This window comes from Paenibacillus lautus NBRC 15380 (assembly GCF_004000945.1).
Taxonomy (GTDB): domain Bacteria; phylum Bacillota; class Bacilli; order Paenibacillales; family Paenibacillaceae; genus Paenibacillus_AQ; species Paenibacillus_AQ lautus.
Genome location: NZ_BIMF01000006.1, coordinates 203,451 through 228,108, shown reverse-complemented (window position 1 = coordinate 228,108; position 24,658 = coordinate 203,451). Strand labels below are relative to the sequence as shown.

At 49.4% G+C, this 24,658-nt stretch carries 14 protein-coding genes; 8 read left to right on the top strand and 6 right to left on the bottom strand.

All coding sequences use genetic code 11. The annotated features are described in order from the left end of the window. Positions 1-320 precede the first annotated feature (320 nt). From PLA01S_RS13825 to PLA01S_RS13800, 6 genes are all read left to right on the top strand, one after another. Entirely contained in the window at positions 321-2,183 is a 1,863-nt protein-coding gene (locus PLA01S_RS13825; protein ID WP_127592805.1) for a sensor histidine kinase, read from the top strand. Next, a complete protein-coding gene (locus PLA01S_RS13820; RefSeq protein WP_127592716.1) occupies positions 2,180-3,730 on the top strand; it encodes a response regulator transcription factor in 1,551 nt (516 codons plus the stop codon). The genes PLA01S_RS13825 and PLA01S_RS13820 overlap by 4 nt, the downstream gene beginning before the upstream one ends. A gap of 250 nt (positions 3,731-3,980) precedes the next feature. Then, on the top strand, positions 3,981-4,910 hold the full coding sequence (locus PLA01S_RS13815; protein ID WP_127592715.1) for an ABC transporter permease: 930 nt from the start codon (positions 3,981-3,983) through the stop codon (positions 4,908-4,910). Between the two features lie 21 nt (positions 4,911-4,931). Next, a complete protein-coding gene (locus PLA01S_RS13810; RefSeq protein ID WP_164817420.1) occupies positions 4,932-5,882 on the top strand; it encodes a carbohydrate ABC transporter permease in 951 nt (316 codons plus the stop codon). 116 nt (positions 5,883-5,998) lie between these two features. Beyond that, the gene (locus PLA01S_RS13805; RefSeq protein ID WP_127592714.1) at positions 5,999-7,519 is read left to right on the top strand and encodes an ABC transporter substrate-binding protein; all 1,521 of its coding nucleotides are present in this window, start codon (positions 5,999-6,001) and stop codon (positions 7,517-7,519) included. Positions 7,520-7,613: 94 nt separating this feature from the next. Further along, positions 7,614-10,394 carry an endo-beta-N-acetylglucosaminidase gene (locus tag PLA01S_RS13800; protein WP_127592713.1) on the top strand — a complete coding sequence of 927 codons (2,781 nt, stop codon included), beginning with the start codon at positions 7,614-7,616 and terminating at the stop codon, positions 10,392-10,394. 276 nt (positions 10,395-10,670) lie between these two features. Here PLA01S_RS13800 and PLA01S_RS13795 read toward each other — a convergent pair whose 3' ends face one another. Then, positions 10,671-12,464 (bottom strand): helix-turn-helix transcriptional regulator, encoded by a 1,794-nt coding sequence (locus tag PLA01S_RS13795; RefSeq protein WP_127592712.1) that lies wholly within the window; start codon positions 12,462-12,464, stop codon positions 10,671-10,673. 290 nt (positions 12,465-12,754) lie between these two features. Here PLA01S_RS13795 and PLA01S_RS13790 point away from each other — a divergent pair, with 290 nt between their 5' ends. After that, positions 12,755-14,914 carry a serine hydrolase domain-containing protein gene (locus PLA01S_RS13790; RefSeq protein ID WP_127592711.1) on the top strand — a complete coding sequence of 720 codons (2,160 nt, stop codon included), beginning with the start codon at positions 12,755-12,757 and terminating at the stop codon, positions 14,912-14,914. A 342-nt stretch (positions 14,915-15,256) separates the two neighbouring features. Here the strand turns inward: PLA01S_RS13790 and PLA01S_RS13785 are convergent, their stop codons facing one another. Beyond that, positions 15,257-18,652 carry an S-layer homology domain-containing protein gene (locus PLA01S_RS13785; protein WP_164817419.1) on the bottom strand — a complete coding sequence of 1,132 codons (3,396 nt, stop codon included), beginning with the start codon at positions 18,650-18,652 and terminating at the stop codon, positions 15,257-15,259. Between the two features lie 269 nt (positions 18,653-18,921). Continuing rightward, positions 18,922-20,427 carry an alpha/beta hydrolase gene (locus PLA01S_RS13780; protein ID WP_127592709.1) on the bottom strand — a complete coding sequence of 502 codons (1,506 nt, stop codon included), beginning with the start codon at positions 20,425-20,427 and terminating at the stop codon, positions 18,922-18,924. A gap of 354 nt (positions 20,428-20,781) precedes the next feature. On the opposite strand from PLA01S_RS13780, the gene srtD reads away from it, so the two are divergent. Continuing rightward, complete coding sequence (gene srtD / locus PLA01S_RS13775) at positions 20,782-21,405, top strand: class D sortase, LPxTATN-specific (RefSeq protein WP_127592708.1); 624 nt, start codon at positions 20,782-20,784, stop codon at positions 21,403-21,405. A gap of 169 nt (positions 21,406-21,574) precedes the next feature. Here srtD and PLA01S_RS13770 read toward each other — a convergent pair whose 3' ends face one another. The 3 genes from PLA01S_RS13770 to PLA01S_RS13760 are packed head-to-tail and all read right to left on the bottom strand — an operon-like array spanning position 21,575 to position 24,453. Then, positions 21,575-22,180, bottom strand: a complete 606-nt coding sequence (locus PLA01S_RS13770; protein ID WP_127592707.1) for a response regulator transcription factor — start codon at positions 22,178-22,180, stop codon at positions 21,575-21,577. Beyond that, positions 22,177-23,298, bottom strand: coding sequence for a sensor histidine kinase (locus tag PLA01S_RS13765; protein ID WP_127592706.1), 1,122 nt, complete (start codon positions 23,296-23,298; stop codon positions 22,177-22,179). The genes PLA01S_RS13770 and PLA01S_RS13765 overlap by 4 nt, the downstream gene beginning before the upstream one ends. A gap of 18 nt (positions 23,299-23,316) precedes the next feature. Beyond that, positions 23,317-24,453 (bottom strand): DUF418 domain-containing protein, encoded by a 1,137-nt coding sequence (locus PLA01S_RS13760; RefSeq protein ID WP_127592705.1) that lies wholly within the window; start codon positions 24,451-24,453, stop codon positions 23,317-23,319. Positions 24,454-24,658: the final 205 nt, after the last annotated feature.

Genomic DNA, 24,658 nt, shown 5'->3' with positions numbered 1-24,658 from the left:
AATTAACGTTTTGGCGCAGATTCTCCTACTCTTTTCCTTATAGATATTCAACATATAGCGGGGCATTCCTCTAGTCCATGATAGAAGACGATACTTCAAAGCAGCGATCCCGTGCCTATCCATGCGGATAAGCTGGCCTGGCACGTTCAATGCAATTCGCAGCATAGGGGTTCCTTGCCGCGTTCGGTCAGAACGAACGCAATGCCATCCCACGTAACCTTCGCAGTCCGTTAATACTGTTCTAGTCAAACGGCGCTTGTTCATAAAGATGCAAATTTCAATTGCCGGGTTTACGGAAAGGGTGTACACTGGGTGCCGAAGTGACCATTATAGAACAGGGTGTGTTTCATATTTTCAGACTGCGCCAATTCTATTTAAATCATCTAAAGCGAAAAATGTTCAACAAAATCGTCGTGCTGTATTCGACCGTCATGATCGTGCTGTTCGCGATTGCGGCAACCCTGGTTTATCAATACCAGACGCAGCGCATACTCCGCGAGCAGACCGATGCGAATCTCAAATCCGCGCATGTTCTGAATATTTATTTGAGCCGGCAGTACGAGGGCATACAGAATATATTTCAGCAGATATATGCAGATGCCACGCTGAGCGATGAGCTGATCTATTTTTTAAACAACGAATATGAGAGTTACCTGAAATATCGGCTGGATTTATACACCAGGACGGGAGAGCAGCGTTTACGGTCTTTTAATACCTTGCTGAAAAACTACCTGGAGCAGGAGTCAAGCGCCAGAAGCGTGTCGATCTACAGCTATCCGAACAATTTTTACATGCATATCAGCCGGACCAATCAGCAGTTGAATAATGAAGCGGGCTCCAAGAACAAGTGGGAGACCTGGTTTGCCCGCCGGGAGCAGCACAGCTGGGATACCATGCCTCAAAACGAGTCCTCGGGTTCATCCGGAGGCTCCGGTCCTAGATCATATTCCTATTCGAGAGAGCTGAAGGACCCGTGGACCCTGAATCGGGTGGGGATGATGAATGTGGAGTTCGACGCCCGGCAAATTTCATCCTGGCTGGAGAACCGAGCTTCGGTAAAAGGCCGGATTTTGGTGTTGAACGCACAGGGAACCGTTATTTACGATTCGGAGGATGAGTACTACGGTCAAACCTATCCCTACCACTTGGAGCAGGAAAAAGCCGGGGACTGGGTGGAGCTGGATGAACCCTCTAAAGTGAACATATTGAATGTCGGCAACGCGGGCCTGTCGGTGGTGGGGATTGTGTCGCAATCCCTGATCAAAGAGAGCACGGAGAGTTTAAGAACCGGACTGATCCTGGTCACGCTTGTGTTTATGGCGGCCAGTTTTGCGATTACGTTTACGATCATTCGAAAGTTCTCGAAAAAAGTGCAAAGGATTATCCGCTCGATGAACCGGATCGGCGAAGGCGATCTGTCGACGCGCATTCAGATGTCCGGCGAAGATGAGCTCCAGCAGATTTCCCGCCGGTTTAACGACATGGGCGACCGATTGGAGCAATATATCGATAAAATGTATACCTCAGAAATCAAGCAAAAAAATGCGGAGCTGGTTGCCCTGCAATCCCAGATCAACCCTCATTTTCTATATAATACGCTCGAATCCATTCGCATGAAGGCGTATTTCGAAGGGGCTAAGGAAGTGGGGCAAATGATATACAGCTTGTCGGTCATGTTCAAGAACATGGTGAAAAAAAGCACGGTGGTTACCGTTGAAGAGGAAATGGACATGTGTTCCGTTTATCTCGACTTGTTCCGCATTCGCTATGACGGACGGCTGGAGACGGAAATCGAGGTGGATCCGGAAATTCAAAGTGTCAGCATTATCAAGCTGCTGGTCCAGCCGATCGTGGAAAACTATATCGTTCACGGGTTTCGCCCGCTGGAAGATAACAATAAAATTTCAGTCCGTGCCCGCCGGGCAGGGGACCGGGTTGTGATCATCGTATCGGACAATGGAACGGGCATACCGGAGGAAAAGCTTACACAAATCCGTGGCACGCTGGACAAGGTTCTGCAGCCTCCCGATAAGGGTTACCGTTCGATCGGGCTCATGAATGTGCATGAACGAATCGTGCTGAATTACGGAAATGATTACGGAGTGACCATAAACAGCACGGAGGGACAGGGAACCGAGGTCCGCATGGAAATACCGATGCTTCGCAAGGGGGAGACGACATGAGGAAGGTATTTTTTGTTGATGACGAGCCTTTGATAGCTCAGGGGTTAGCCACTATTGTGGATTGGCAGAATTACGACCTGCATGTGTCAGGTTCGGCCAACGATGGGTTGCAGGCGCTTGAGCGGTTGAGGGAAGAGCCCGTGGATCTGCTGATCACGGACATTATGATGCCAAGAATGAACGGGCTCGAGCTTATCAAGAAGGTAAAGGAAATGCATCCCCGCACCAAATTCATTGTGCTGAGCGGGTACGAAGAATTTGAATATGTGAAGGTGGGGATCACGCTCGGTATTCAGAATTACATTTTGAAGCCGATCAACATCGAGGAGCTGGAAGCGACCATTAAGCATATCCGAGGGGACTGGGAGCGCGAGGAATTGAAACGGTTTCGCTCCGAGGAGGATTGGAAGATCCTGCGCAGCAATATTTTGCAGCGATGGGTCAACGGCGAAATCAAAAGCTCGGAGTTAAAGCAAAGAGCCGAACTTCTCGGAATTCCGCTGAATTATGTCTCATACCAGGTTTACGTTCTGCGGCTCATATCCGACGAACGCCCGGTATCCCAGCTCTATCGCTTGACCAGCCTGGCCGATGAATTTTGCCGGGCTTTTTCGGAAGAGCTTGGGGGAGATCATGAGGTGATCTGCTTCCCTGATGCGGATGACGACATCGTTGTGATGTCGGTTGCGATGAAAGAACGGAAGGATGAGGCGCGGGAGGGCATGAGCAATGCCATGGCCAAGCTGCGGGAGCTGACCGGCTTGCGCATGTGGTGCTCCGAAGGAAATGCGGGCTTCAATGATTTCAAAGATATTCAGGAGAGCTACAGGATGGCGAAGGGCCATTTCAACGCCTGCCTGATTGCCGGAGATGACATGACCCTCTACAGTCCGCCTGCGGAACCGGAGACCGTTCAGGCTTCTTCGCCGTCCGCTCGTCCCGACACGTTCGCAAAGCTGCTGATCGAAGGAGACGTTCCCTCCTTGCAGGCTTATATCGAGTCCGTTCTCGGCGATGGCAGTGGGGAGCAGACGGTACCCCGGGGAACCTGCTTGAATGCGGCAGTCCAACTGATGATCGCGGCGAAGGATATGGAGAAAAACCCCGATTACAGCGAGATATTTACCCCAATGCACCGGATTAATACGCTCCAGGGTCTCCGAAATCATGTATGGCGTATCGTCGAGCGCAGTCTCGCGCGCCTGCAAGAAGCGGATCAGGGCTATAGCCTGCATGTCTCGTTTCTTGTGGAACAGGTGCAGCATCATTATCCGGAAGAGCTTTCTTTGAAGACGCTCAGTCAGCGGCTGCAGATGCATCCGAATTATTTGGGGCAGCTTTTTCAACAGGAGGTCGGCGCAAGCTTCTCGGATTATTTGAATCAGTACCGCATCGAGAAAGCAACGCAGCTCCTCTTACATACGGATCAGAAGACGGCGGATATTGCGTTCAGCGTAGGTTATACGGACAGCTCGTACTTTTACAGGCAGTTCAAAAAATATACGGGCGTATCTCCAACCGAAATGAGGTCCATGTATCGGATCTAAATGAACAGTAAACCATTAGCGACAGGCTTAGGGTGCATAACCTTTTGGCCTGTTCTTTGCTGTTTTTGGGGGATTCTTTAATTTATCCATCCCGTTCTAGTATTTTTCAACTTGAGCGCGATAGCGCTTACTTGGCACAATGATAGTAGTTAAAGGGCGAGTGATAGAATAGCCGCATCGACAAAGATCATGGGGGATCTTCTACAACAGTCGCATCACTTGTATTTAACAGGGAAGAGGAGGAGTGTTCATGTCGGGGTTCATCAAAAAGGTCATACGCAACCGGTTTATGCTGTTGATGATACTGCCCGGAACCATATGGTTTCTTATCTTTGCTTACTTGCCCATGTTCGGCACCGTTCTTGCTTTTAAGGACTTCCGTATAAGCCCGGACGGATTTTTCGCCAGCGTGTTCAACAGCGAATGGGTAGGGTTCAAAAACTTCGAGTATCTGTTTACAACCAACGATGCCTATATCATTACAAGAAATACGATTCTGTACAACCTGGCTTTTATCATCCTGGGCCTGATCATTGCAGTGGGCTTTGCGATCATGCTAAGCGAGCTTGTCAACAAGCGGACGGCCAAGGTATATCAGACCGGCATGTTTTTGCCGCATTTTTTGTCGTGGGTTATCATCAGTTATTTTGCGTTCACCTTTCTGAGCGTAGACAAAGGGACGTTGAATCAAATCATTACCTATTTCGGAGGAGATCCGATCAGTTGGTATTCGGAAGCGAAGTATTGGCCCTTCATTCTCGTTTTTGTCGGCATCTGGAAAGGCGTGGGCTACAACAGCGTGATTTACCTGGCCGCTATTACAGGGATCGACAAGTCTTATTATGAAGCGGCTGTCATCGACGGAGCCACCAAGTGGAAGCAGGTGCGATACATAACGATTCCGCTGTTGAAACCGCTGATGATCATACTGACCATATTGGCAATCGGGGGCATCTTCCGTTCCGATTTCGGATTGTTCTATCAGCTTCCGAAGGATTCGGGCGCCTTGTATCCGGTTACGAATGTTATCGATACCTTCGTTTACCGTGGACTCATCAATATGGGAGATATCGGAATGAGTACGGCGGCGGGCTTGTACCAATCGCTTGTAGGATTGATTCTGATTCTGGTCGCTAACTATATCGTTCGTAAAATTGAAAAAGATCATGCGATCTTCTAATCCGAGGGAGGTGTACCTATAATGCTGCCGCAGCTATCAACACAAACCGCCAGTCAGCCGGCAAAGCGTTCAAAGAAGAGAGACTACAACGCCATCTCCCCATTGTGGAATACGATTTTCAATATCGTGATCGGCATTTTCTCGTTTTCCTGTATCTTTCCGTTTCTATTTGTTATTATTATTTCCCTGACGGACGAACAGACGCTGGTCTTGGAAGGTTTTAGGCTGCTGCCGAGTCAGTTCAGTACGGCAGCGTATGAATATATTTTCGAAACGGGAGGCGAGTTGCTGTCCTCATTCAGCTTAACGCTCCTGGTCACGGTACTGGGGACGCTGGTGAGTCTGGCGCTGGTTACGACTTATGCTTATGCATTGTCCCGTCGAAACTTTGAATTTAGAGGGTTTTTCAGCTTCCTCGCATTCTTTACCATGCTGTTCTCGGGTGGTATGGTACCTGGTTATATCGTGATGACCCAGTTCCTGCATCTGCAAAACACGATCTGGGCGTTGATATTTCCTTTATCCTTGAGCGCGTTCTCCATCATTGTCATGAGGACCTTTTTCCAAACGACGATTCCGGATGAAATTATCGAGTCCGCCAAAATCGATGGCGCCGGCGAGTTTCTGACCTTTATCCGAATTGTGCTGCCGGTCTCGCTGCCGGGGATTGCAACGATTGGTTTGTTCAGCTCTTTGGGGTACTGGAACGACTGGTTTAACGCCTTGCTGTATTATAACAATCCACAGGCGACGCCACCGCTGCAGTTCATGCTCATGAAGATTGAGAAGAATATGGACTTTCTGACACAGAATGCGCAGAATATCGGTTCATTCGATGCAGCAGCCGGCCTGCCGACAGAGACGGTAAGGATGGCGATGGTCGTTTTGGCGACGCTGCCGATTGTTATGGCGTATCCGTTCTTCCAGCGGTATTTTGTCCAAGGCCTGACGGTAGGCTCAGTCAAAGGCTAATTTCATAAGGTTGTACCCGCATCGCACACGGCCGGAGAAATCCGGCTTTCATGTCCCAGGTGTGTAAGCGGTGCCAATATAGCATTAACCATTAAGTGATACAGGGGGAAAAACACATGTTTAAGAAAAAGATTTCTATACTGTCCCTTGCTCTTGTGCTTCTGCTGACGGTCGTATTGTCGGCTTGCGGCAGCAAGGAAGGCACTAAGTCGAGCGAGCCTGCGAAGGAAGGGGCAGCCGTTCAAAGCGACGGCACGGTCGATGTATCCAAGCTGGATCCGGTCAAACTAAAAATGTACATGATCGGGCCTAACCAGAAGGATCTTCCCGTGGTTCAAGAGGAGATCAATAAATATTTGACGGAAAAAATCAATGCAACGATCGAGATCAGTATGATCGACTGGGGCGATTACAGCCAGCGGATGCAGGTGATTACAAGCTCCGGCGAGAATTATGATATTGCCTTTACTAGCTCATGGGCGTTCGATTATCTTCCAAATGCCGCAAAGGGCGCATTTAAGCCGCTGAATGACCTGCTTGATCAGTATGGAAAAGGCATTAAGGAAACATTGGATCCCCGTTTCTTGGAAGGAACGAAGGTCAACGGCGTGAACTATGGCATCCCGGCCAACAAGGAATTGGCACAGCAGTTTGTATGGCGCTTCAATAAGAAGTATCTGGATAAGTACAATTTGGACATTTCCAATGTAACGACGCTTGAGGATCTCGAACCGCTTCTGAAAACGATTAAAGAGAACGAGCCTGCGGATATTACGCCGCTTGCCGTACCGAAAGGCTTTAAGCCGTACTTGCCGGTCGACTTCCCGCTTGGCGATGAAATTCCGATCGGTATGTACCTGGACACCAAAGACTTTAAATTTGTGAATTTGCTGGATTCACCTGAACTGAAATCGGCGCTGACCACGATGCGCAAATACTATAAAGCGGGTTATGTGCGCGAGGACGTAGCGACGCTGGACGGTATCGATAACATCAAAACCGGCAAATGGCTCGTGGACCGCGAAATTACGCAGCCATACGCCGAGCTGGGCTGGTCCAGAAACGCGGGATATGACATTGTGACGAGACCGATGCATGATCCAGTCATTTACACCAGCTCCGCAGCGGGCTCGATGATGGCCATTTCTTCTTACTCCAAAAATCCGGAGCGGGCGATGATGTTCTTGAACCTGCTTAACACCGATGTGAAGCTCCGGAATATGATTCAATACGGTTTGGAAGGTACGCACTACAAGAAGCTTGAGGAGCCGTACATCGAGGATATGCCTGCTATGCAGGAAAGCTATGCCATGCCTGGATTTGCGCTCGGCAATATGTTCCTGACGTACCTTCATGAGGGCGAGCCTAAAGACAAGTGGGAAGCATTCGAGAAGTTTAACAGCTCGGCTGTGGTAGCTCCTACGTTCGGCTTTAACTTCGACACGGCTCCGGTAAAAACGGAGGTTGCGGCTATCACGAACGTAGCGAAGGAATTTATTCCTGCCCTGTATACCGGCTCCATCGATCCTGAAGAATACTTGCCAAAAGCAAAACAAAAGTTCCAGGATGCTGGCATTGACAAAGTTATCGCTGAAGCTCAAAAGCAGTTTGATGAGTGGAAAGCTCAAAACAAGTAATCCGTAAAAAAGGTTTGAGGGGTAGAAACGGCTGGTCTTCACAGCCGTTTCTCTCTGTCATTCCTTGAAACTTTAAATATAGGAGGTTATTCTATTGAAACGAATCAAACCGGATTATTTAACGAAAGCCCAGTGGAAACGGAGAATGACGGTATGGATGAGCACAGCAGTGCTGGCAGCGTCCCTGGCAGGTTTTGCTGGAGAAGCCGAAGCAGCACAGCCTTACTCATCATATTGGTATCCGAACACGCTGCTGGAATGGTCGCCGTCCACGGATAAGGATGCACTTTTTAACCGGGGAACGGTGAAGCTGGAAGATCAGCGTATCCAGGGCAATAAGGTAAACAGCAATGCCAAGGAGGAAGTGAAGGTTCTATCGATTGCTTCCATGTATCCAAGCACAAGCGGAGCTCCATCCCAAGGCTCGGAGAAGTTCCACACCTATACGTTCAGCAATTGGCAGTATATCGACAAGCTGGTGATGTGGGGCGGCTCGGCAGGCGAAGGATTGATCGTTCCGCCAAGCGCAGACGTGATCGACGCGGCCCACAAGAATGGCGTACCTGTTTTTGGAACCGTTTTCTTGCCGCAAACCGAGCATGGGGGCAAGATCCAATGGATGCATGATCTGTTAAAGCAGCGGGAGGACGGATCGTTCCCGGTTGCAGACAAACTGATTGAGGTTGCTACGTATTACGGATTTGACGGCTGGTTTATCAATCAGGAAACTCAGGGCGGAACGCCGGAAGATGCCGCCAAGATGGCCCAGTTTTTAACGTATCTCCAGCAGAAAAAATCACCGGGCATGGAAGTGATCTGGTACGATTCGATGATCAAGGAGGGACCGGTAAAGTGGCAGGGGGCCTTGACGGATAAGAACGAGATGTTCTTCCAGGCGGGAAATCAGCGGGTTTCCGACAATATGTTTATCGATTTCCGCTGGCAGTTCAAAGACGAGAAGAACGGCAAATACGATTACATCACGCCGTTCTTGAACTCCCCAGCCAAAGCGGCGGAGCTTGGCCGCAGTCCGTATGATCTTTACGCTGGCATCGATGTGGAGGCGAACGGCTACGAAGGCAAGTTCAATTGGCCGGTTGTGTTCCCGGATGGCAAGAAAGCGACGACATCCCTCGGCATTTACCGCCCCGATTGGGCGTTCAACAGCTCCGAAACCCATGAGGAGTATTTGAAAAAGGAGCAGATTTTCTGGGTGGGACCCGGAATGAACCCGGCCAATACCTCGCAGCCTGAAGGGACCGATCCGCTCGCTTGGAGAGGGATTGCGAATGATGTGGTTGCCAAAACCGTGCTCACCGATTCCGAATTTGTTACCCATTTCAATACGGGTAACGGCCATATGTTTGCGGTGGACGGCAAAGTGATGCGGAGCAGAGATTGGAGCAATCGGAGCCTGCAGGATATTTTGCCAACCTGGCGCTGGATCACGGAAACAATCGGCAAGGGTGAAGCCCTTAAGCCTGGATTTGACTTTAGCAAATCCTATTACGGAGGCAGCTCGCTTCAGGTGGCGGGTGCGGTAAGCAAAGGCTCTTCTACCCATGTCAAGCTGTATAAGGCGAATATCCCGGTAGAAGCGACGACGGAAGTATCGCTCGTCTATGCGGACAATGCGAAGGACGCCAAGGTGAAGATTGGTTTGGCATTCTCCGATGCGCCGGATCGGTACGAATTTTTCGAGCCTGACAAGTGGACTGCCACGGGCGCGGATCAGGATTGGAAGCAGGGAAGCTTCAAGCTGAACAAGTATAAAGGCCGTACGATCGCCGGAATCTCGCTTCAATTCGAGTCCGCGGCGGATCAGGCGGATTATCGGGCCAACATCGGCCGTCTGGCGGTTACGCAGGTGAACGACAAGGCGAAGAGACCGCACGCGGTGACCGATTTGAAGGTCATCGACAACGATTTCCGCGACGGGATCTATGGTGATGCGCGCTTGTCTTGGAAGGTACCGAAACAGGATGAGGACGTCATGTATTACCAGGTATACCGTGTTCATCCGGACGGCAAGTACGAGTTGATGGGTATGACGGGGAATACCGTATATTATGTGCCGGAAATGAAACGGCAGCTTAAAGAGCAGGCAACCCAAATGGTCGTGATTCCGGTAAACCGTCATTACGAACAAGGAAAAGCATCGTCGATAAGCTTTGACTGGCCGGAATATCCGAAGCCGGTTGCAGCCTTCGAGGCGGATAAAACGCTGATCGCCCCAGGAGAAGCGGTACAATTCACGGATCTTTCCTCGGAAGTGGCGGAGTCCTGGAGCTGGAGCTTCCCGGGTGGACAGCCAGCGTCCAGCACGGAGCAGAATCCTAAAGTGACATATCCAGAGGAAGGTACGTACGAAGTGACGCTAACCGCTAAAAATAGCGTTGGCGAGGACCTGGTTCGGAAGAAGCTCATCACGGTTACACGGGAAGCGGAGAATGGCGTGGGTAACCTTGCCCTTGGCAAGAAGACGTCAGCATCCAGCTTCGTGAATGAGAAGGAAGCACCTGCATTTGCGGTGGACGGTAACGCCGCTACCAAGTGGTGTGCTGTCGGAGACGGACCTCACTCGCTGACGGTGGACCTGGGAGCCGAGCACAAGATCAGCGAATTCGTGATCAAGCATGCCGAAGCCGGAGGGGAGCCGGCCGCGTTCAATACGCGGGCATTCTCCATTCAGGTAAGCTCGGACGGCAAGGAATGGAAGGACGCGGTATCGGTCAAGGACAATACGAAAGCGATCAGCAGCCATGCCATCGAACTGACCTCCGCACAGTATGTGCGTCTTCAAGTAGAGAAGGCGACACAAGGCGGGGATACTGCAGCGCGGATTTATGATTTTGAAGTGCTGGGCTTGAAATAATTCCGATGACTAGAAAGAGCGTTTCCCTTAAATGGGGAACGCTCTTTTTTTGATTGCCCAATTATCAGGACCCGTCATAGAATCGCCGTCAAGGCCCGAGGCCAGCATGTATAGATTTTGTATAGATAGGGCTGTTAATCTGATGTACGAATTTTTTAGATGCTGCACAAATGACGCGTACCGAGGTAACTGCACTGATGGCAAGAATGACCAACTTGATCAAAATAATAAAGCAATGGAAACAACCATTGATGGCATTGAAGTCGTCAATGGCACCTACACGATATTCTCGGATCGCGCCATTTGTATGGCTTCTTCCCGGTTGTTGACGCCAAGCTTGGAGTAGAGAATCGAGCAGTAATTGCGGATCGTACCCTCCGATAAAAATAGCTTGGCGGCGATCGACTTGTAGCGCAGTCCGCTCGATAGATTCTCCAGAATCTCCATCTCGCGTCTCGTAAGCCCGTACGGGTAGTTTTCCTGACTTGAGCCAATTCGTTCCAGCTGCTCACGTTGACGCTTCATCTCTTCGAAGACTTGTGCGGCGACTGATTGGTCGATCCAGGTTCCTCCATTATAAATAAGTTTCAAGGCTTCCTTCATTTCCCGCAGATGAATCGACTTCAGGATGTAGCCCTCCGCCCCGCGCTCCAATGCAGTTGCTGCCTGCAAGGAATCCTCAAACGTTGTCATGAGTACAACCTTCATATTAGGCCATCGCTGTTTCATCTCAAGCAAAGCTTCAAGCCCGCCCATTCCCTGCATTCGAATATCCATTAGCACGATATCCGGTTCGGACCGCTCACAAAGCTCCAATGCTTCGCGCCCGTCCCCGGCTTTACCCACGACGATAAACTCAGCATGCTGTTCCAAATTATGCTTTAAGCTGTCCGTGATGATCGCCTGGTCATCAACGATCAGCAGGCGGATCGCGTCATGTACAGTCTCTGTCTGCAGCGGAATGTTACATATGACGATAGTTCCTTGCCCAGACCCGGAGTGGACGGACAGCGTGCCGTTAAATAGTTCAAGTCGTTCCTTCATCCCATGGAGCCCAAATCCGAATTGGATGTTATCCATTCCAATGCCGTTATCTTCGATCTGTAATCGAAGCAACTGACTATCGAAATGCAGCTGAACGGTTATCACGCTCGCCTGGCCGTGCCGAACGGCGTTGGTTAGGGACTCCTGAAGGCAGCGATATAGACTAAAGTTTATTTTTTGCATAACGAGAGTCTCACTGCCGATCACACGGAAATGGACGGTTATGCCTGTCGACTTCATAAACGCCTCGCTTAACTGCCACAGCGATTCGCTTAACGAATGGCTTAACGTAGTATGAGAGAGCTTGTGCAGATGCCTTCGGATATCATCCAGACTGTGCTGTGCGATACCGACAAGCGAATCGATCCTCCCGGTTTGCGAATCCGGCACAGACGTTCGCAGTGATTCGACGCCGACGATGAGCGAGGTAAGCGAATGGCCAATCGTGTCATGCAGCTCATGTGACAGCCGGCTGCGCTCCTCCATCAGCGTAAGCTCCTCGATCCGCTTAATATGCTGCTCCAGCAGCAGCTTCTGCTCTTGGATAATTCGGGATTGCTTATGGGACTGAATTAATATATTAAACGCGAAGCCGATGGCAAAACCAAGGCTGCAGTTAACGATATACTCATAGGGGAGGCGACTAGCCATCCAACCGTTCAAGATCGGGAATATGATTCCACAGAGGATTCCTGTCCACACATAGCTTCTTCGACTGCTCGTCAAGCTGATAATCATCACGAATAGAACGAAAGACCATAACAATTCCGGCGCTGCGTAGGCTAAATAGAGATGGAATAAGCCCGCTGTTGCGACTTCGACTGCAAGATACCGTTCTTCTTTTTTGTAGCGTACCGTTAGCGGAATGAGGTAAACAGCCAAAGCAAGCGAAAGTAAAGCTCCAACCGGCGCATCGATCAATGACGGATTGATAAAAGCAGTACTTACGATAATAACCAGCCAAAGTGTTCGTATGGCTACAAGTAACCCATCATACCAGAACCATTTTTTCATTAGGGAGAACACGAATTATGTACACCTGCTTGTATTTATTTGCAAACCAATTTCCAAATAATTCAGACCTATCATGCACCATAACTTCTCGATCCGTCAAGCAATGGAGGAGGTTGTTAGAACTTGGCTGCAGCCGGCACGTCACATGAACCGTTGACACTTTGTCATACGGGATATGTGACAGGTCCAAACACGATGTCATCCAAAGCTTGGCGGTTTTATCACTGTCCGATTTAACAACTTCGGGGGTAGGGTGAAGGAGTGAAGAACACAACATTCCAAAATCATAGGAGCGATGCATTATGAAATCATTCACCATTCAAAAAGGAGCTGCGCTTACTCTAACAGCCATGTTGGCAGGTACACTGGTATTCCCCGCTTATGGAACCGTACATGCGGCAGTTAAGACACCAACCCAACAAGCAATCGATAAAGCTGCCAATGCCGACCATATTCCGGGCGTTATTGTTACTGTAAAGAAAGGAACGGCGAGCTGGTCATATGCCTCCGGTGAAGCGAATATCGAAAGGAACCATAAGGTGGATGCCGACTCCGCTTTTCGGATCGGAAGTACAACGAAGACGTTTGTCGCTACGGTTGCCTTGCAGCTTGCCGGCGAAAAAAAGCTAAGCCTCGATGATACGGTGGAGAAATGGCTTCCGGGGCTTGTGCACGGTAATGGATTTGATGGAAGTAAGATTAAGATTCGCCAATTGTTGAATCATACAAGCGGGCTTCCAGACTATTTGACTCCCGAGCTCAGGACTCAATTACTCGCAAATCCAGGCGATACTTATACAGCCGAACAGTTGATTGCCCGCGCCTTGGAGCTAAAGCCCGTAACAGGCTGGTCGTATTCAAACACGAATACGGTTATTATGGGGCTCATTATCCAGAAGGTCACCGGGGAAACGTATACGGAGCAGATTAAGAAAAGAATTATTGAACCGCTTCAACTTAAAGAAACGTTCCTCCCCGGCAGTTCGGCGGATATTCCGAAAAAAAATGCTCGCGGCTACCTGAACACAGGGGATCAATTAGTGGATATTACCACGCTGAACCCATCGTTTACGAATGCCGCCGGAGAAATGATCTCGACCGGGGAAGATATGACCACGTTTTTTCGCGCCTTATTGGGCGGCAAGCTGTTGACACCGGAGATGCTGAAGGAAATGTTGACCAGCACAGCAGACTCCCCTCTTGGAAAGTATGGGCTTGGCATACACCAAACAAAGCTGCCGGACGGAACCATTGTATGGGGACATGGTGGCGGCATTCCTGGATTTACCAACTTTGCAGGTGGAACCGAAGGCGGTCAACATACCATTTCGATCAATATCAATGTACTGGGTGATGCGGATAAATATATCCCTGATATTTTAGCGTCGGAATTCGCAGTAGAAGCCAAAGAGGAACTTACCGAGGAGGAAAAGCAAAGCAAGCGAAGGGAAGAAGTCAAGCGCGTCATGGATCAGGCCGTAACGAATAAACAAGTCCCAAGTGTGGTGGGAGGTGGGTTAAAAGACGGGAAACGTTGGTCTTATGCCACCGGTACAGCCAGCTACGAGGTACCAGGCCCAGTAGAGCCGGATTTTTCATTCCGGATTGGGAGCATAACGAAGACGTTCACCGCTGCCGTTGTATTGCAGTTGGCTGAGGAGAAACAATTAAACCTGGATGATTCGGTCGAACAATGGCTGCCGGGGGTCGTAAAGGGTAACGGGTATGACGGCAGCCAAATTACGATTCGTCAGTTGTTGAACCATACAAGCGGGATTGCGAGTTATACAGATGATGATATGCGAGACGTGACCTTGCCTCAAAATCCATTCCGTTATTATTCCGTTGACGAACTCCTCCACTTGGCACTTGCAAAGACGCCTGTATATGCGCCAGGGAAAGGCTGGAACTATTCCAACACCAATACATTGCTAGCTGCTCAAATTATTCAAAAGGTCACCGGGGATACGTATGCGGAGCAGATCAGGAAACGGTTCATCGAGCCGCTCGGGCTGACGGAGACATTCGTCATGGAAAACAGCTCCTATATTCCAGGTAAGCATGCCAGAGGATATAATATGGACCGATCAGGCCATATGTATGATTTGACTGAAATGAATCAATCATGGGCAAATGCTGCCGGTGACATGGTTTCAACAGTCAAGGATCTGACCACCTTTTTCAGTGCGCTGTTAGGCGGAGAGCTTCTGAATCAAGAGATGATGGACCAGATGCTCACGGCAGCAGATTCACCTATAGGTAAATTCGGCCTAGGGATTTATGAAGGAAAAACATCGGACGGGCAATCCTATTGGGGGCATGCCGGCGGAACTTTCGGATTTGAGACGAGAGCCTTCGGACCTGTAGGAGGAAAGCATATTTTGGTAACAGCCATCAACTCGGTAGCCCCGGAAGTCGCAGAGGCTCACAATAAAATATTCGATAAGGAGTTTGGACGCTAAATTTAAAGCCGACATCGCACCCTTTATTCGAGGGCCGATGCCGGCTTTCTTGTCGTGTTGCAGTCTATTCATGGAATTGGGGTATGCATAATCTACCTCTTAAATAATTTAAAATCGATTCTCATTATAAATGAGGCAAATAGACAAAAACTGAACATAGAGCTTCGCGGAGTGGACATTTTCCGAGAATGACCGAACCGGAGATCATTATCCAAACCATTCAGAATTGCACTCAATCTGTGAGATCGAATTCAGATGTCAAATTATCGAACAAAAATGACCCGCAAGAGATCACTTTTTTCAAAGTGCTTCTTAACGGGTCATTGATTCATCCTTATGGATTTAATCGATTAAATGGGTAACTTTCAGCAGACGCTCCATCAAGGCTACCGTTTCGGCACGCGTCATCGTGGATTTCGGAGTCAGTCCCTTATCCCCGCTTCCTTCTACAACTCCTACAGACAGCAGGGTTGCTACGGAAGGCTTAGCCCATTTTGCAACTTGGGACGCATCTTCGTACCCTGCGAGCAGTTTGCCAATTTCTGTTTCGCTAATTGCATGGCCTGGCTTGATCAATTGATAGCCTCGAGCGATCATCGCCATTCCTTCTTCTCTTGTAATCGTCTGGTTACCACGGAACGCGCCGTCGTTATAACCGAGTACGATTCCAAATTCACTGGCAATCGAGATCGCATTGCGGTACCAGGCGGTTGCCGTAACGTCGTCAAATGTTGTTTTTGGCTCTTCCTGACGCATCAGCCCAAGACCCAGTACAACGATTTCTGCAAACTCAGCCCGAGTCACATTTCGATTTGGAGCGAACGTATTGCCACCATTTCCCTGCAGGTCAAGGCGAGCAGAGATATTGTTCACTTCCGTTTGAGCCCAGTGCGTTCTCACATCATCGAAATCCTGCGGATTCCAGATAACCGAGTACGAACCACTGCTGCGCAAATCATGAATCTGCGCGTAGTAACGATCCCCGATCTTAGTAACTACAGTTGGCAGATGATATACTGAGCCATCCGGATTGACCACAACGCCTGTTGTAATTCGATTCGGGTCGATACCTTCCGGGAGAGCGATATATTTCGGAGCGTATCCGCTCAATTGTCCGGATTTTACGGTTTTACCATTTTGGCTAAAAGTCATTTCCAGGTCGACCGGATCAACCAGCAGCTGGTAGCCTGCCGATGTTGCTTTGTTCTTGGCATTGTTTCTCAAAGTCTCCGAGGAGCGCTTAATATCGATATGAACAGCGATATCGTTGAGTGCCGCATTTCCCAGCTGCCCGGACACTGAATTCAAGTCCAATTGCTTGCTAGGTACCGGGAAGATAGCTAACGGATTCCCGATGTCAAGGCTTGCTCCCTTATCAGCTAACAAACGAATGTCCGCAGCCGTTAAACCATCAACCTGCATATTTCCCTCATTCGGAGATTGAATGGACAGCTTCTGACCTGTCCCATTCGATAAAATATCGCCGAGCTTCTCTCTGTTTACCTGTACAGAAGTTTGCTTGTTACCTTCAGAAGTGGTTGTCTTCCCTGTGGCAAACCCACCGTCGTTACCGTTTACGGACGTATTCACGCCAGGATCCGTTGGAGGTGGTGTAGTCGTAGGCGGCGTAGAAGGCGTTGTGCTGCCTCCGCTGTTACCTCCATTATTATTGTTATTGTCATTGGAGCCTCTGGTGATGGTCAGCGTATATTCCGTTACATTTCCTTGGGAATCCGTTACCTTCACAACAATCGTATTGGTGCCGAATGCTAACGGCAATTCATCACTTGCAGAGCCGTTAGGAATTCCTTGCCATGCCCCGCCATTAAGTGAGATTTCGATCGTGGCATTCGGGTCATAAGTTGCCAGCGTTACGGTTGTATTGTAAACATCATGGGTCACCGAAGCCTGGTAATGGGTCACTCCCCCGTTAAAGGTTGGAGAGATCGCAATCGGTGTTCCATCCCCACGTTTTAGTTCGAGACCCGATAGCTGTGATTCGTCTGTTGCATCTACCGTAACGACCTTGGAGTCTTTGGACACCTTGCCATTTTTCTCTGCCGTTACATTGACTGTATATTTTCCGTCCTTTAAGTCCTCGGACGGAGTGAAGCTCCAATTTCCATTGCTGTCTACGTCCACTTCGCGGGTCTCAACTACCTTACCGCTCTCATCTGTCAATACAACGATGACCTTTGCATCCTTGTCAGCGACACCTTTGAACTCCGGTTTGGACACGTTAACTTTTTCGCCGCTTGGTTCAGTAATTTGTACATTCGGTTTTGTCGTATCGACTGTCACATTTTTCTTTTCCGCGCTTTTCTTGCCGTCCTTTTCAGCAGTCACTTCAACGACATAGTCGCCATCAGGCAGCTCTTGGTCAGGTGCAAAGCTCCATGTACCGTCCGGATTCACATGGACCTGAGGAGTACCGATAAGGTTGCCGTCTTTATCATAAACAGCTGCGGTGACTGTTGCACCTTTAACGACTTCACCCTTGAATTCAGGCTTGGCCACATAAACGGTATCGCCGCTCGGATCCGTGATGGTAACACGAGGTTTCAGCTGCTCTTGCGCATCTTTCAGCGCTTTCAGGGCTGTGTCTACTTCGTCTTGGGTTTTGCTTTGATTTTGAAGGACCGTATTGGCAGCTTCCAAAGCTTTTTCAAATTCAAGCCATTCGGTCTCAGCATAGTCCTCTTCTTTTAGTTGATCGGCTACCGTTTTTGCTTTTGTAAGCTCGGTAACATTCACAAAAGAAAGGGTCTTCTCGGCGCTGATTACAACATTGTTGTCGCCTGGCATGCCGCCGTATTCAACAATGTATCCAGTTACCGTATTATTTGTTGGGGAGTAATCGTTCCATTTCCCAGCTTGAGTTCCGGGTCCGAAGATATGGGCAACGAATTCTGTTCCACCGTAGTCATTTGGCTCGCCAGTTTCCCAGTTGTTATATAAAAGATCTACTCCGTTTCCATAACCTTGGTAGAATTTCTTACCTTGCCCGCCATTCTCCAAGCCCTCCGGCCCCGTAACCCAGCGCCAGTCACCTGTTTTTTTAGGAGTACTCTCATCCCGCTCAATATCTTGTGCACCAAGCCAACCGATACCTAATGTCTTTTCCTGTACAAAGGTATTTTCTTCTGGACTTGTAATCGTAACAAGGTACCCTTTACGTCCAAAATATTCACTCTTCTCGGCCTCGGCTTTTGCCGCATCCCAAGTTGTTGACGCATTTTTATTAACATATTTATAAAAATGTCCGTTAGCTTCATAAGGAAGAGCATCACCGAGCGTAAACTGAATCGTTCTTTCTGTTGTTACGCTGGAGGTTGTCGAAAAGGTAACGCTAGACAATACCTTCTTATAGTCCTCAACCGAAGCAGCACCGGTTAATGTCAGGATACCATTAGCAGGATTATAAATTCCTGTTATTCCGCTTGCTGCAGGAACCTCCAATTTATCCCCAGCTACGAAATTTTCGATAACCACCGTAGCAGCATTCAAATTTTTCGTATAAACGGACTCTTGAACGGTAACTTCTGAATCTACAACAATCTTGGGAGTTGTGCCGTCAATCAGATCATAACTGGTGTTACCGTTAGATGTGGTGATTAAAGCCTCCTGCGGTTCAGCCGCGCTCACTACATTCGGTGCCAGTCCTGCCGGTAAACCGCCAATGATCAGGATACTGCTCAGGAATAACGCTGCCTGTTTTTTCTTGAAAAGCTTGATCAAATTTCCCATCCTCTCTTTTCTGATCTCTAACCTATTAAAGGAATTAATAGTCTTTACTCGGTTGTTATTTTCCCTCTATATGGTAGGTTGAATTTGATGGAATTGTATCACGCAAATCTCTACAAGAACTCTACATCGCCTGTTGTATTTTGCATGAATGGCTCATATTAATGAAAATACGGACGAATGATGGGAGGGAAAGATAGTTGTTAAAAGCTAAACCCATAAAGAAACGCCCTCCGTTGATCGAAGAGCGTTTCTCTTTTAATCTATTCACCTTGAAAAACCGAGCTCGGATATTTCACTTCCGGATAGTCCTTAGTGGGACCGTCCAGAAGCTTACTCTCGATTCCGCGTAAATGCTGGTTGAAAAACTCCAAAAGATAGCGATTGACGATTTCTGCGCCCCTTTCTCCATTCATGCTTCCGGTCATGCCAGTCAGTCCGATAAGCGGAGAGTACAACTGGAGATCAGTGAAGTTATAATGTCCGGCTCCTTCAATATAAATGGTCCTTCCATACCCTTGCTGCGATAAACGGTCCATCAGCTTCAGCTCCAATTCCCGATTCGCCAGAATGGTGTCGAATTGTTCTCGCGTTAAACGGAGCTCCTTGAGCTCAGCATCTGTGGCTGGGGTTTTGCGGTACTTCGCCTGCTGCTCGTTCACATTCATAAAATCTTCGGATTCCATGAACATAAACGGTTTCTTCATGTCGACCCGATCCTTCGTGGTGAACAACGTGCCATCCATATTCACGCCGGCTTTGATTCGCGGGTTGGAATAAACGGCTTCAAAAGCTGCTGCTCCACCGAAGGAATGACCCAACATGCCGATGTTGTCCATGTCCAGCTTTCCCTTGAATTTACTGGCGACAACGCCTGAATGCAGCTTCTCTAATTGATCCACAATAAATGCTGTATCCTTGTTCCACACATCTAAAATGGCGCGGCTGTCCTCAAATAATCGCTCTTGAGACTGCTCCGTAAGGAAACCGGTCACGCGCCCGGCCGGAAATGCGGTCATAACGGTACTGTAAGTATGATCGACGGCGAATACGATATAGCCGTGGCTGGCAAGATGTTCAGCCTGCGACGTATGCAAAATTCTGCCGACCCCCATGCCGTGTGACAGCAGCACCACCGGATATGGATTGTCCGCGGGATGCAGATCGGCATTGGTAGATGCATTGGCCCGGCTGTATTTCCAGTAGTCGAGGGCAGGAGCGGGAAGGCCCAGATATCCGGAATAAGCTTGCATATAGGCTTGGAAGAGCCCTCTGTCCTTAGGGAACACCGCATTTTTCTCGGCGCTCCCGCCAGATTCCGCAGCGGGGTACCATACCTGAACGACAAGCTCTCGCTTGTCGCCTTTCTGCTCGGTGAACGTTTCTTCCCGGTCGGCATCGATAAAATGGAACGTTTCCGTTCCCACACTGAACTCGCCTGAAGGCTTTGGTAAATGAAAGACCGGCAGCAATATCGATAAGGCAACGGATACGCCCAGCAAAACAACGGATAGGGCCAATATCGTGTAACGCAGCGGTTTCCCGACATTTCTGCGCCTGAATAAAACAAAGGCGAGGAGCAAAGCAGCGACGATATAGGCCGGAATCATCTGCCACCTATACCCCTCAAACAGCAGCTGCGCGCCCAACAGTAAACCGCAAGCAATGCTGGCTATAGCACCAACCTTCCGGTTGATTGTGTTACGGAACAGTAAGACCATCAGCACTAAAACGGAGGATGCCACCAACAATATTTCCAATACTCTCATACGTTCTCTCCCTTGATTCCCCCAATTTCTTCTATCGTAACGGATCAAGGTTAAAACGAACGGATAGTTCCGTTTAAAAATGGTTTAAATATGGGATCGCTATTAGGCTTATCGCAAACCTGGCATTGGCTTAAGAGAAGTGAAAAAATATAGCATAGAGGGGCTATTCGTACTGAAAGGATATATTACTTTTGGCTTATTGTGGAAGAGAATTATGGTCTTATGCTGGATTTTAAGAATAAGAAACAGTAAGATATGAGTGTGAAATTTAGTTAACCAAAAGACCTTTGTTTTCTATTCTTTTAATCTAATAATCACTGATTGATATATTTGGGCGAATGGGAAGGAGAGAATATGCGGAGAATAATAGGGACATTCTTTCTGCTCGTAGGTGCAGCTATCCTGACTTTCGCTGTCATTCAATATGTCGAACATCAGTCAAACTTGAAGGAAGCTATGGCGGAAGCAAACGATCTGATCCGTCAGCCAGATACAACGGTTAATTCGAATGAACAACGTGCGGATCCTGTATCCTATCGTGATCACCTAATCGACAAATCCAAGTTTGATCCGAAACCGAACGATGTAATTGGAATGCTCGAGATTCCCAAGCTGGAAGCAGAACTTCCGATCATTGAAGGCACGGAGGAAGAGATGCTTGAGAGAGGAGTCGGACATTACAGCGGCACCGCATTTCCCATGGAAGATGAGCAAATCCTGCTGTCTGGACATCGGGACACGGTGTTTCGAGATTTCGACAAGTTGTCGGTAGGGGATCATTTTATCGTAAAACTGCCTTATGGTACATTTGAATATGAGATTAGAAGCACGGATATCGTAGATAAAGACGATACAACGGTTATTCGTTCAATGGGAACCGAGGTATTAGTTGTTTCGACCTGTTATCCGTTTCGTTATTTGGGAAATGCGCCAGAGCGTTATATTTTCTATGCTTACCCGGTTGGTGATCATGGATAGATTGGGACACAGACTGATGACTCCCCTTGAAAAACAACGCAGCTTATGAGGCTGCGTTGTTTTAGCATCTAAAGACTGAAGTAATAATAGGTGATAAAGACCTCCGACTTATAGCCAAGCGGTGTCTCCTCCTTCAAGTCATAAACAAGGGGCGCTGTGTCCGAGGAGTTCACAGCCATCCTTTATCCTCCGCGATCGCCACGGCCTGCTGCCGGGATTCGGCTTCCAGCTTCTGTATGGCTGAAGAAAGGTAGTTACGGACGGTTCCTCTCGTCAGGAACAGGGCTTTGCTGATCTCGCCGGTGGTCATGCCTTCTTTGGTTAAGCGAAGCATTTCAATTTCCCGTTCGCTGAGCGGGTTCTCTTCCTTTATGAAGAGCGCAGCCGCCAGATCGGTGCTCACAACCCGCTCGCCCTTCATGACCCGCCGGATGGCTTCGATTAAGAAATCGATCGGCTCGTCCTTTAACAGGTAGCCTTCTACCTGCGCATCCATCGCTTTTTGCAAATAACCCGGGCGGGCGAAGGTCGTGACGATCATGATTTTGCAGGGCAGACCCGCTTGACGTATGGACTCGGCCAATTCCAGGCCGCTGATATGAGGCATCTCGATGTCGAGCAGGCACACGTCCGGCTGATGCTGCCGGATCGCGTCCCAGGCTTGCTGCCCGTCGGGCACCTCGGCCACGACCTCGATGTCATCTTCGAAATTAAGCAATGAGGCGAATGCGCCGCGAAGCATTTTCTGATCTTCCGCAATGACGATTCGAATCATGAAGCGTCCTCCTTTTCATGCCGGCGAAGCGGGAGTTTCAGGGACACCCTGGTGCCCCCCTCAGGTGACGGGTCGATGGCGGAGGACCCGCCCAGCGTCTTCATCCGCTCCATGATCGACGGAATACCGTTTCCGTCGCCTTGCCCCGTAAACCCAATGCCGTCATCCGCGATATGGATTCCGTAGACATGGTCCTTCGTTTCCAGCCTGATGGTGCACCGCTTAGCCCGGCTATGCTTGATAATATTGGTCATGGCTTCCCGGATACAGAGCGCAAGCATCGTTTCTTCCACGCTGGATAACAGCGGGGGCTTCTCCAGATCCTCGATACTCAGGGTAATGCCCGCTGTATGCAGCAGCTTGGCCGAATGCTCCAGCTCGCTTGGCAGTGAGACGAACTTCATATCGGATACCAGCTCCCTCACTTGCTTCAGGGCGGTTCTGGTGGTATCTAGAATCTCGCTTAGCTCTCGCTTGGCTTGGGCAGAATCCTTATCCACCCATTTCGTCGCCAGCTCGCTCTTCATTTTGATCATCATGAGGGTCTGTCCCAAGGTATCGTGAAGATCCCTTGCGATCCGCTGCCGCTCCTCCTGCTGGATATACTTTGCGATCTGCTCGTTAGCTTCGTCCAGCTCGCCCTGCAGGCTTTTCGCTTTCTCCTTGATGTAGATAACGATGGGGTATACCGTCTGAATGATCATAACCGGAAGGTAAATAGCATTGGACGTTTCGTGCAGTGGTTCCTGTCGAATGACGGACACAAGCAGATAAGAAAGAGCAATGGCCCCACTGCCGATGGCGATGTGTACCTTGGACTTGGACCGGCCCAGCAAGTCAGCAAAAACGATCCCGAACATCAGGACGCTCGGCCCGATATACACCCCAAACACGGCAATCGCCGACAGACCGGACAGCACGGCTGCCAGCAGCAAGCCGCCGCGGCGCCACAGCGCGACATAAAACGAAACGAAGTACAGCAGGAGCAGCAAGAGGCTGCCCCACAGTCCCAGCGCGGCATCTGAACGAAGCACACGGTAGCATAAAAATACGGTCAGTACGATATCGATGAGCAAATAATTTTTGATCTGGTCCCTCGGGTACAACTTATAGAACATATCTAGCCCCCAATCCGGCTATTTTGATTCGAATAAGCCTACTGCCTGTTTGCGGACGGTCTCCATAGGCCCCAGCTTGAAGCCGCGAAGCCAAAGGGACGCCACGCCGAGCTGAAGTGCGGAGATCAGCAGCCAGACGGCGATGACCTCGGCCGAATTCAGCTTGCCGGCAAGCCCTAAGCCCCAGCCGTAGAAGACGGCTGATGCGATGATGTTCTGGAGCACGTAGCAGCTCAGCGACATTTTTCCGACGTTTTCCAGACGGAGCCACAGCCATTCCCATTTCGCATATTGTATCATTCTCGCGATGATTGCTATATACCCCATGGACATCAGCGGGGCGAATAAATAGCGCACCGGTAAATCGAAAGCGCCGCCGGGAACGAATATGAGCAGGTTGAGCGGCACGCCGACATATATGCCCAGCTTGAATAGCCTTTTCCGCAGCCTTTTGCCGTTCTCGTCCGGAGTGAATACGCCTGCGCGCATGAAGCGAACGCCCAGCAGGAACAGAAACACGTTCGTCGGGATGACGAGGATGGCCTCCGCTCGCAGCGGGAGAAAATTCGCCAGCCGGTACCCAACTTGCTCCAACCAAGTGCCTTCCTGATAAAGAACAGCGACATCATAAAAACTGCCCAGCGATACCTTTGCGCCGCTCGCCAGCATCAGCCCCGCAAGGGCGAGGATCGCGATGACGAAGACGCTGCCGATCACGTTCATCGTGCGGGCAATGAGCCGGTCGCCGCCCCTTACGATAAAGGCCGCAATGATGGCGGTAACTCCATAACTCATTAAGATGTCATACTCCATGACCAATATAAAATGCAGCAGGCCTTCAAGGATCAAAAACAGGACCGCCCACAAATAAACGCCCGGCCACGGTTTTCCCTTGCGCTTGGCCTGCCGATACTTCATTTCCAGGCCGACGCCGAACATGATGGTCAGCAGTCCGAGCAGCTTCCCATTCACCAGGAACAAGACGACCATCCGGAGAAGTTCGTCCGCTCCCCACCAGCCAGATTGATCAAAGGTGGTAATGTAGCGAAGGTCCCCCGCATGCGCGAAGATCCAAATATTCGTCCCGAGCGTTCCGAGGATCGCAAAGCCTCGCAAAATGTCCAGCAGGCGAATTCTGTCCTTTCGTTGTTCCATCTCCGTATCCCTCTTTCATCTTAGGTTCTCTTGTAGTTTCATTGTAGAATCGATCCGTTTGACGCAACATTCACACCTGTAAAGAGATCCTTATGACACGTGTCATAAATATGGGAAGGGAATCGGGCGAGCGGAAAAGGGGATATCGTCACCATTTGAAAATTATGGAATAATGGGAGAAGCCGTTGCTGCCGCACCCAATCAG

Coding starts and splice junctions, on each gene's coding strand:
- PLA01S_RS13820 (WP_127592716.1), top strand. CDS start 2,180: ATGAGGAAGGTATTTTTTGTTGATGACGAGCCTTTGATAGCTCAGGGG.
- PLA01S_RS13815 (WP_127592715.1), top strand. CDS start 3,981: ATGTCGGGGTTCATCAAAAAGGTCATACGCAACCGGTTTATGCTGTTG.
- PLA01S_RS13810 (WP_164817420.1), top strand. CDS start 4,932: ATGCTGCCGCAGCTATCAACACAAACCGCCAGTCAGCCGGCAAAGCGT.
- PLA01S_RS13805 (WP_127592714.1), top strand. CDS start 5,999: ATGTTTAAGAAAAAGATTTCTATACTGTCCCTTGCTCTTGTGCTTCTG.
- PLA01S_RS13790 (WP_127592711.1), top strand. CDS start 12,755: ATGAAATCATTCACCATTCAAAAAGGAGCTGCGCTTACTCTAACAGCC.
- PLA01S_RS13780 (WP_127592709.1), bottom strand. CDS start 20,427: ATGAGAGTATTGGAAATATTGTTGGTGGCATCCTCCGTTTTAGTGCTG.
- srtD (WP_127592708.1), top strand. CDS start 20,782: ATGCGGAGAATAATAGGGACATTCTTTCTGCTCGTAGGTGCAGCTATC.
- PLA01S_RS13770 (WP_127592707.1), bottom strand. CDS start 22,180: ATGATTCGAATCGTCATTGCGGAAGATCAGAAAATGCTTCGCGGCGCA.
- PLA01S_RS13765 (WP_127592706.1), bottom strand. CDS start 23,298: ATGTTCTATAAGTTGTACCCGAGGGACCAGATCAAAAATTATTTGCTC.
- PLA01S_RS13760 (WP_127592705.1), bottom strand. CDS start 24,453: ATGGAACAACGAAAGGACAGAATTCGCCTGCTGGACATTTTGCGAGGC.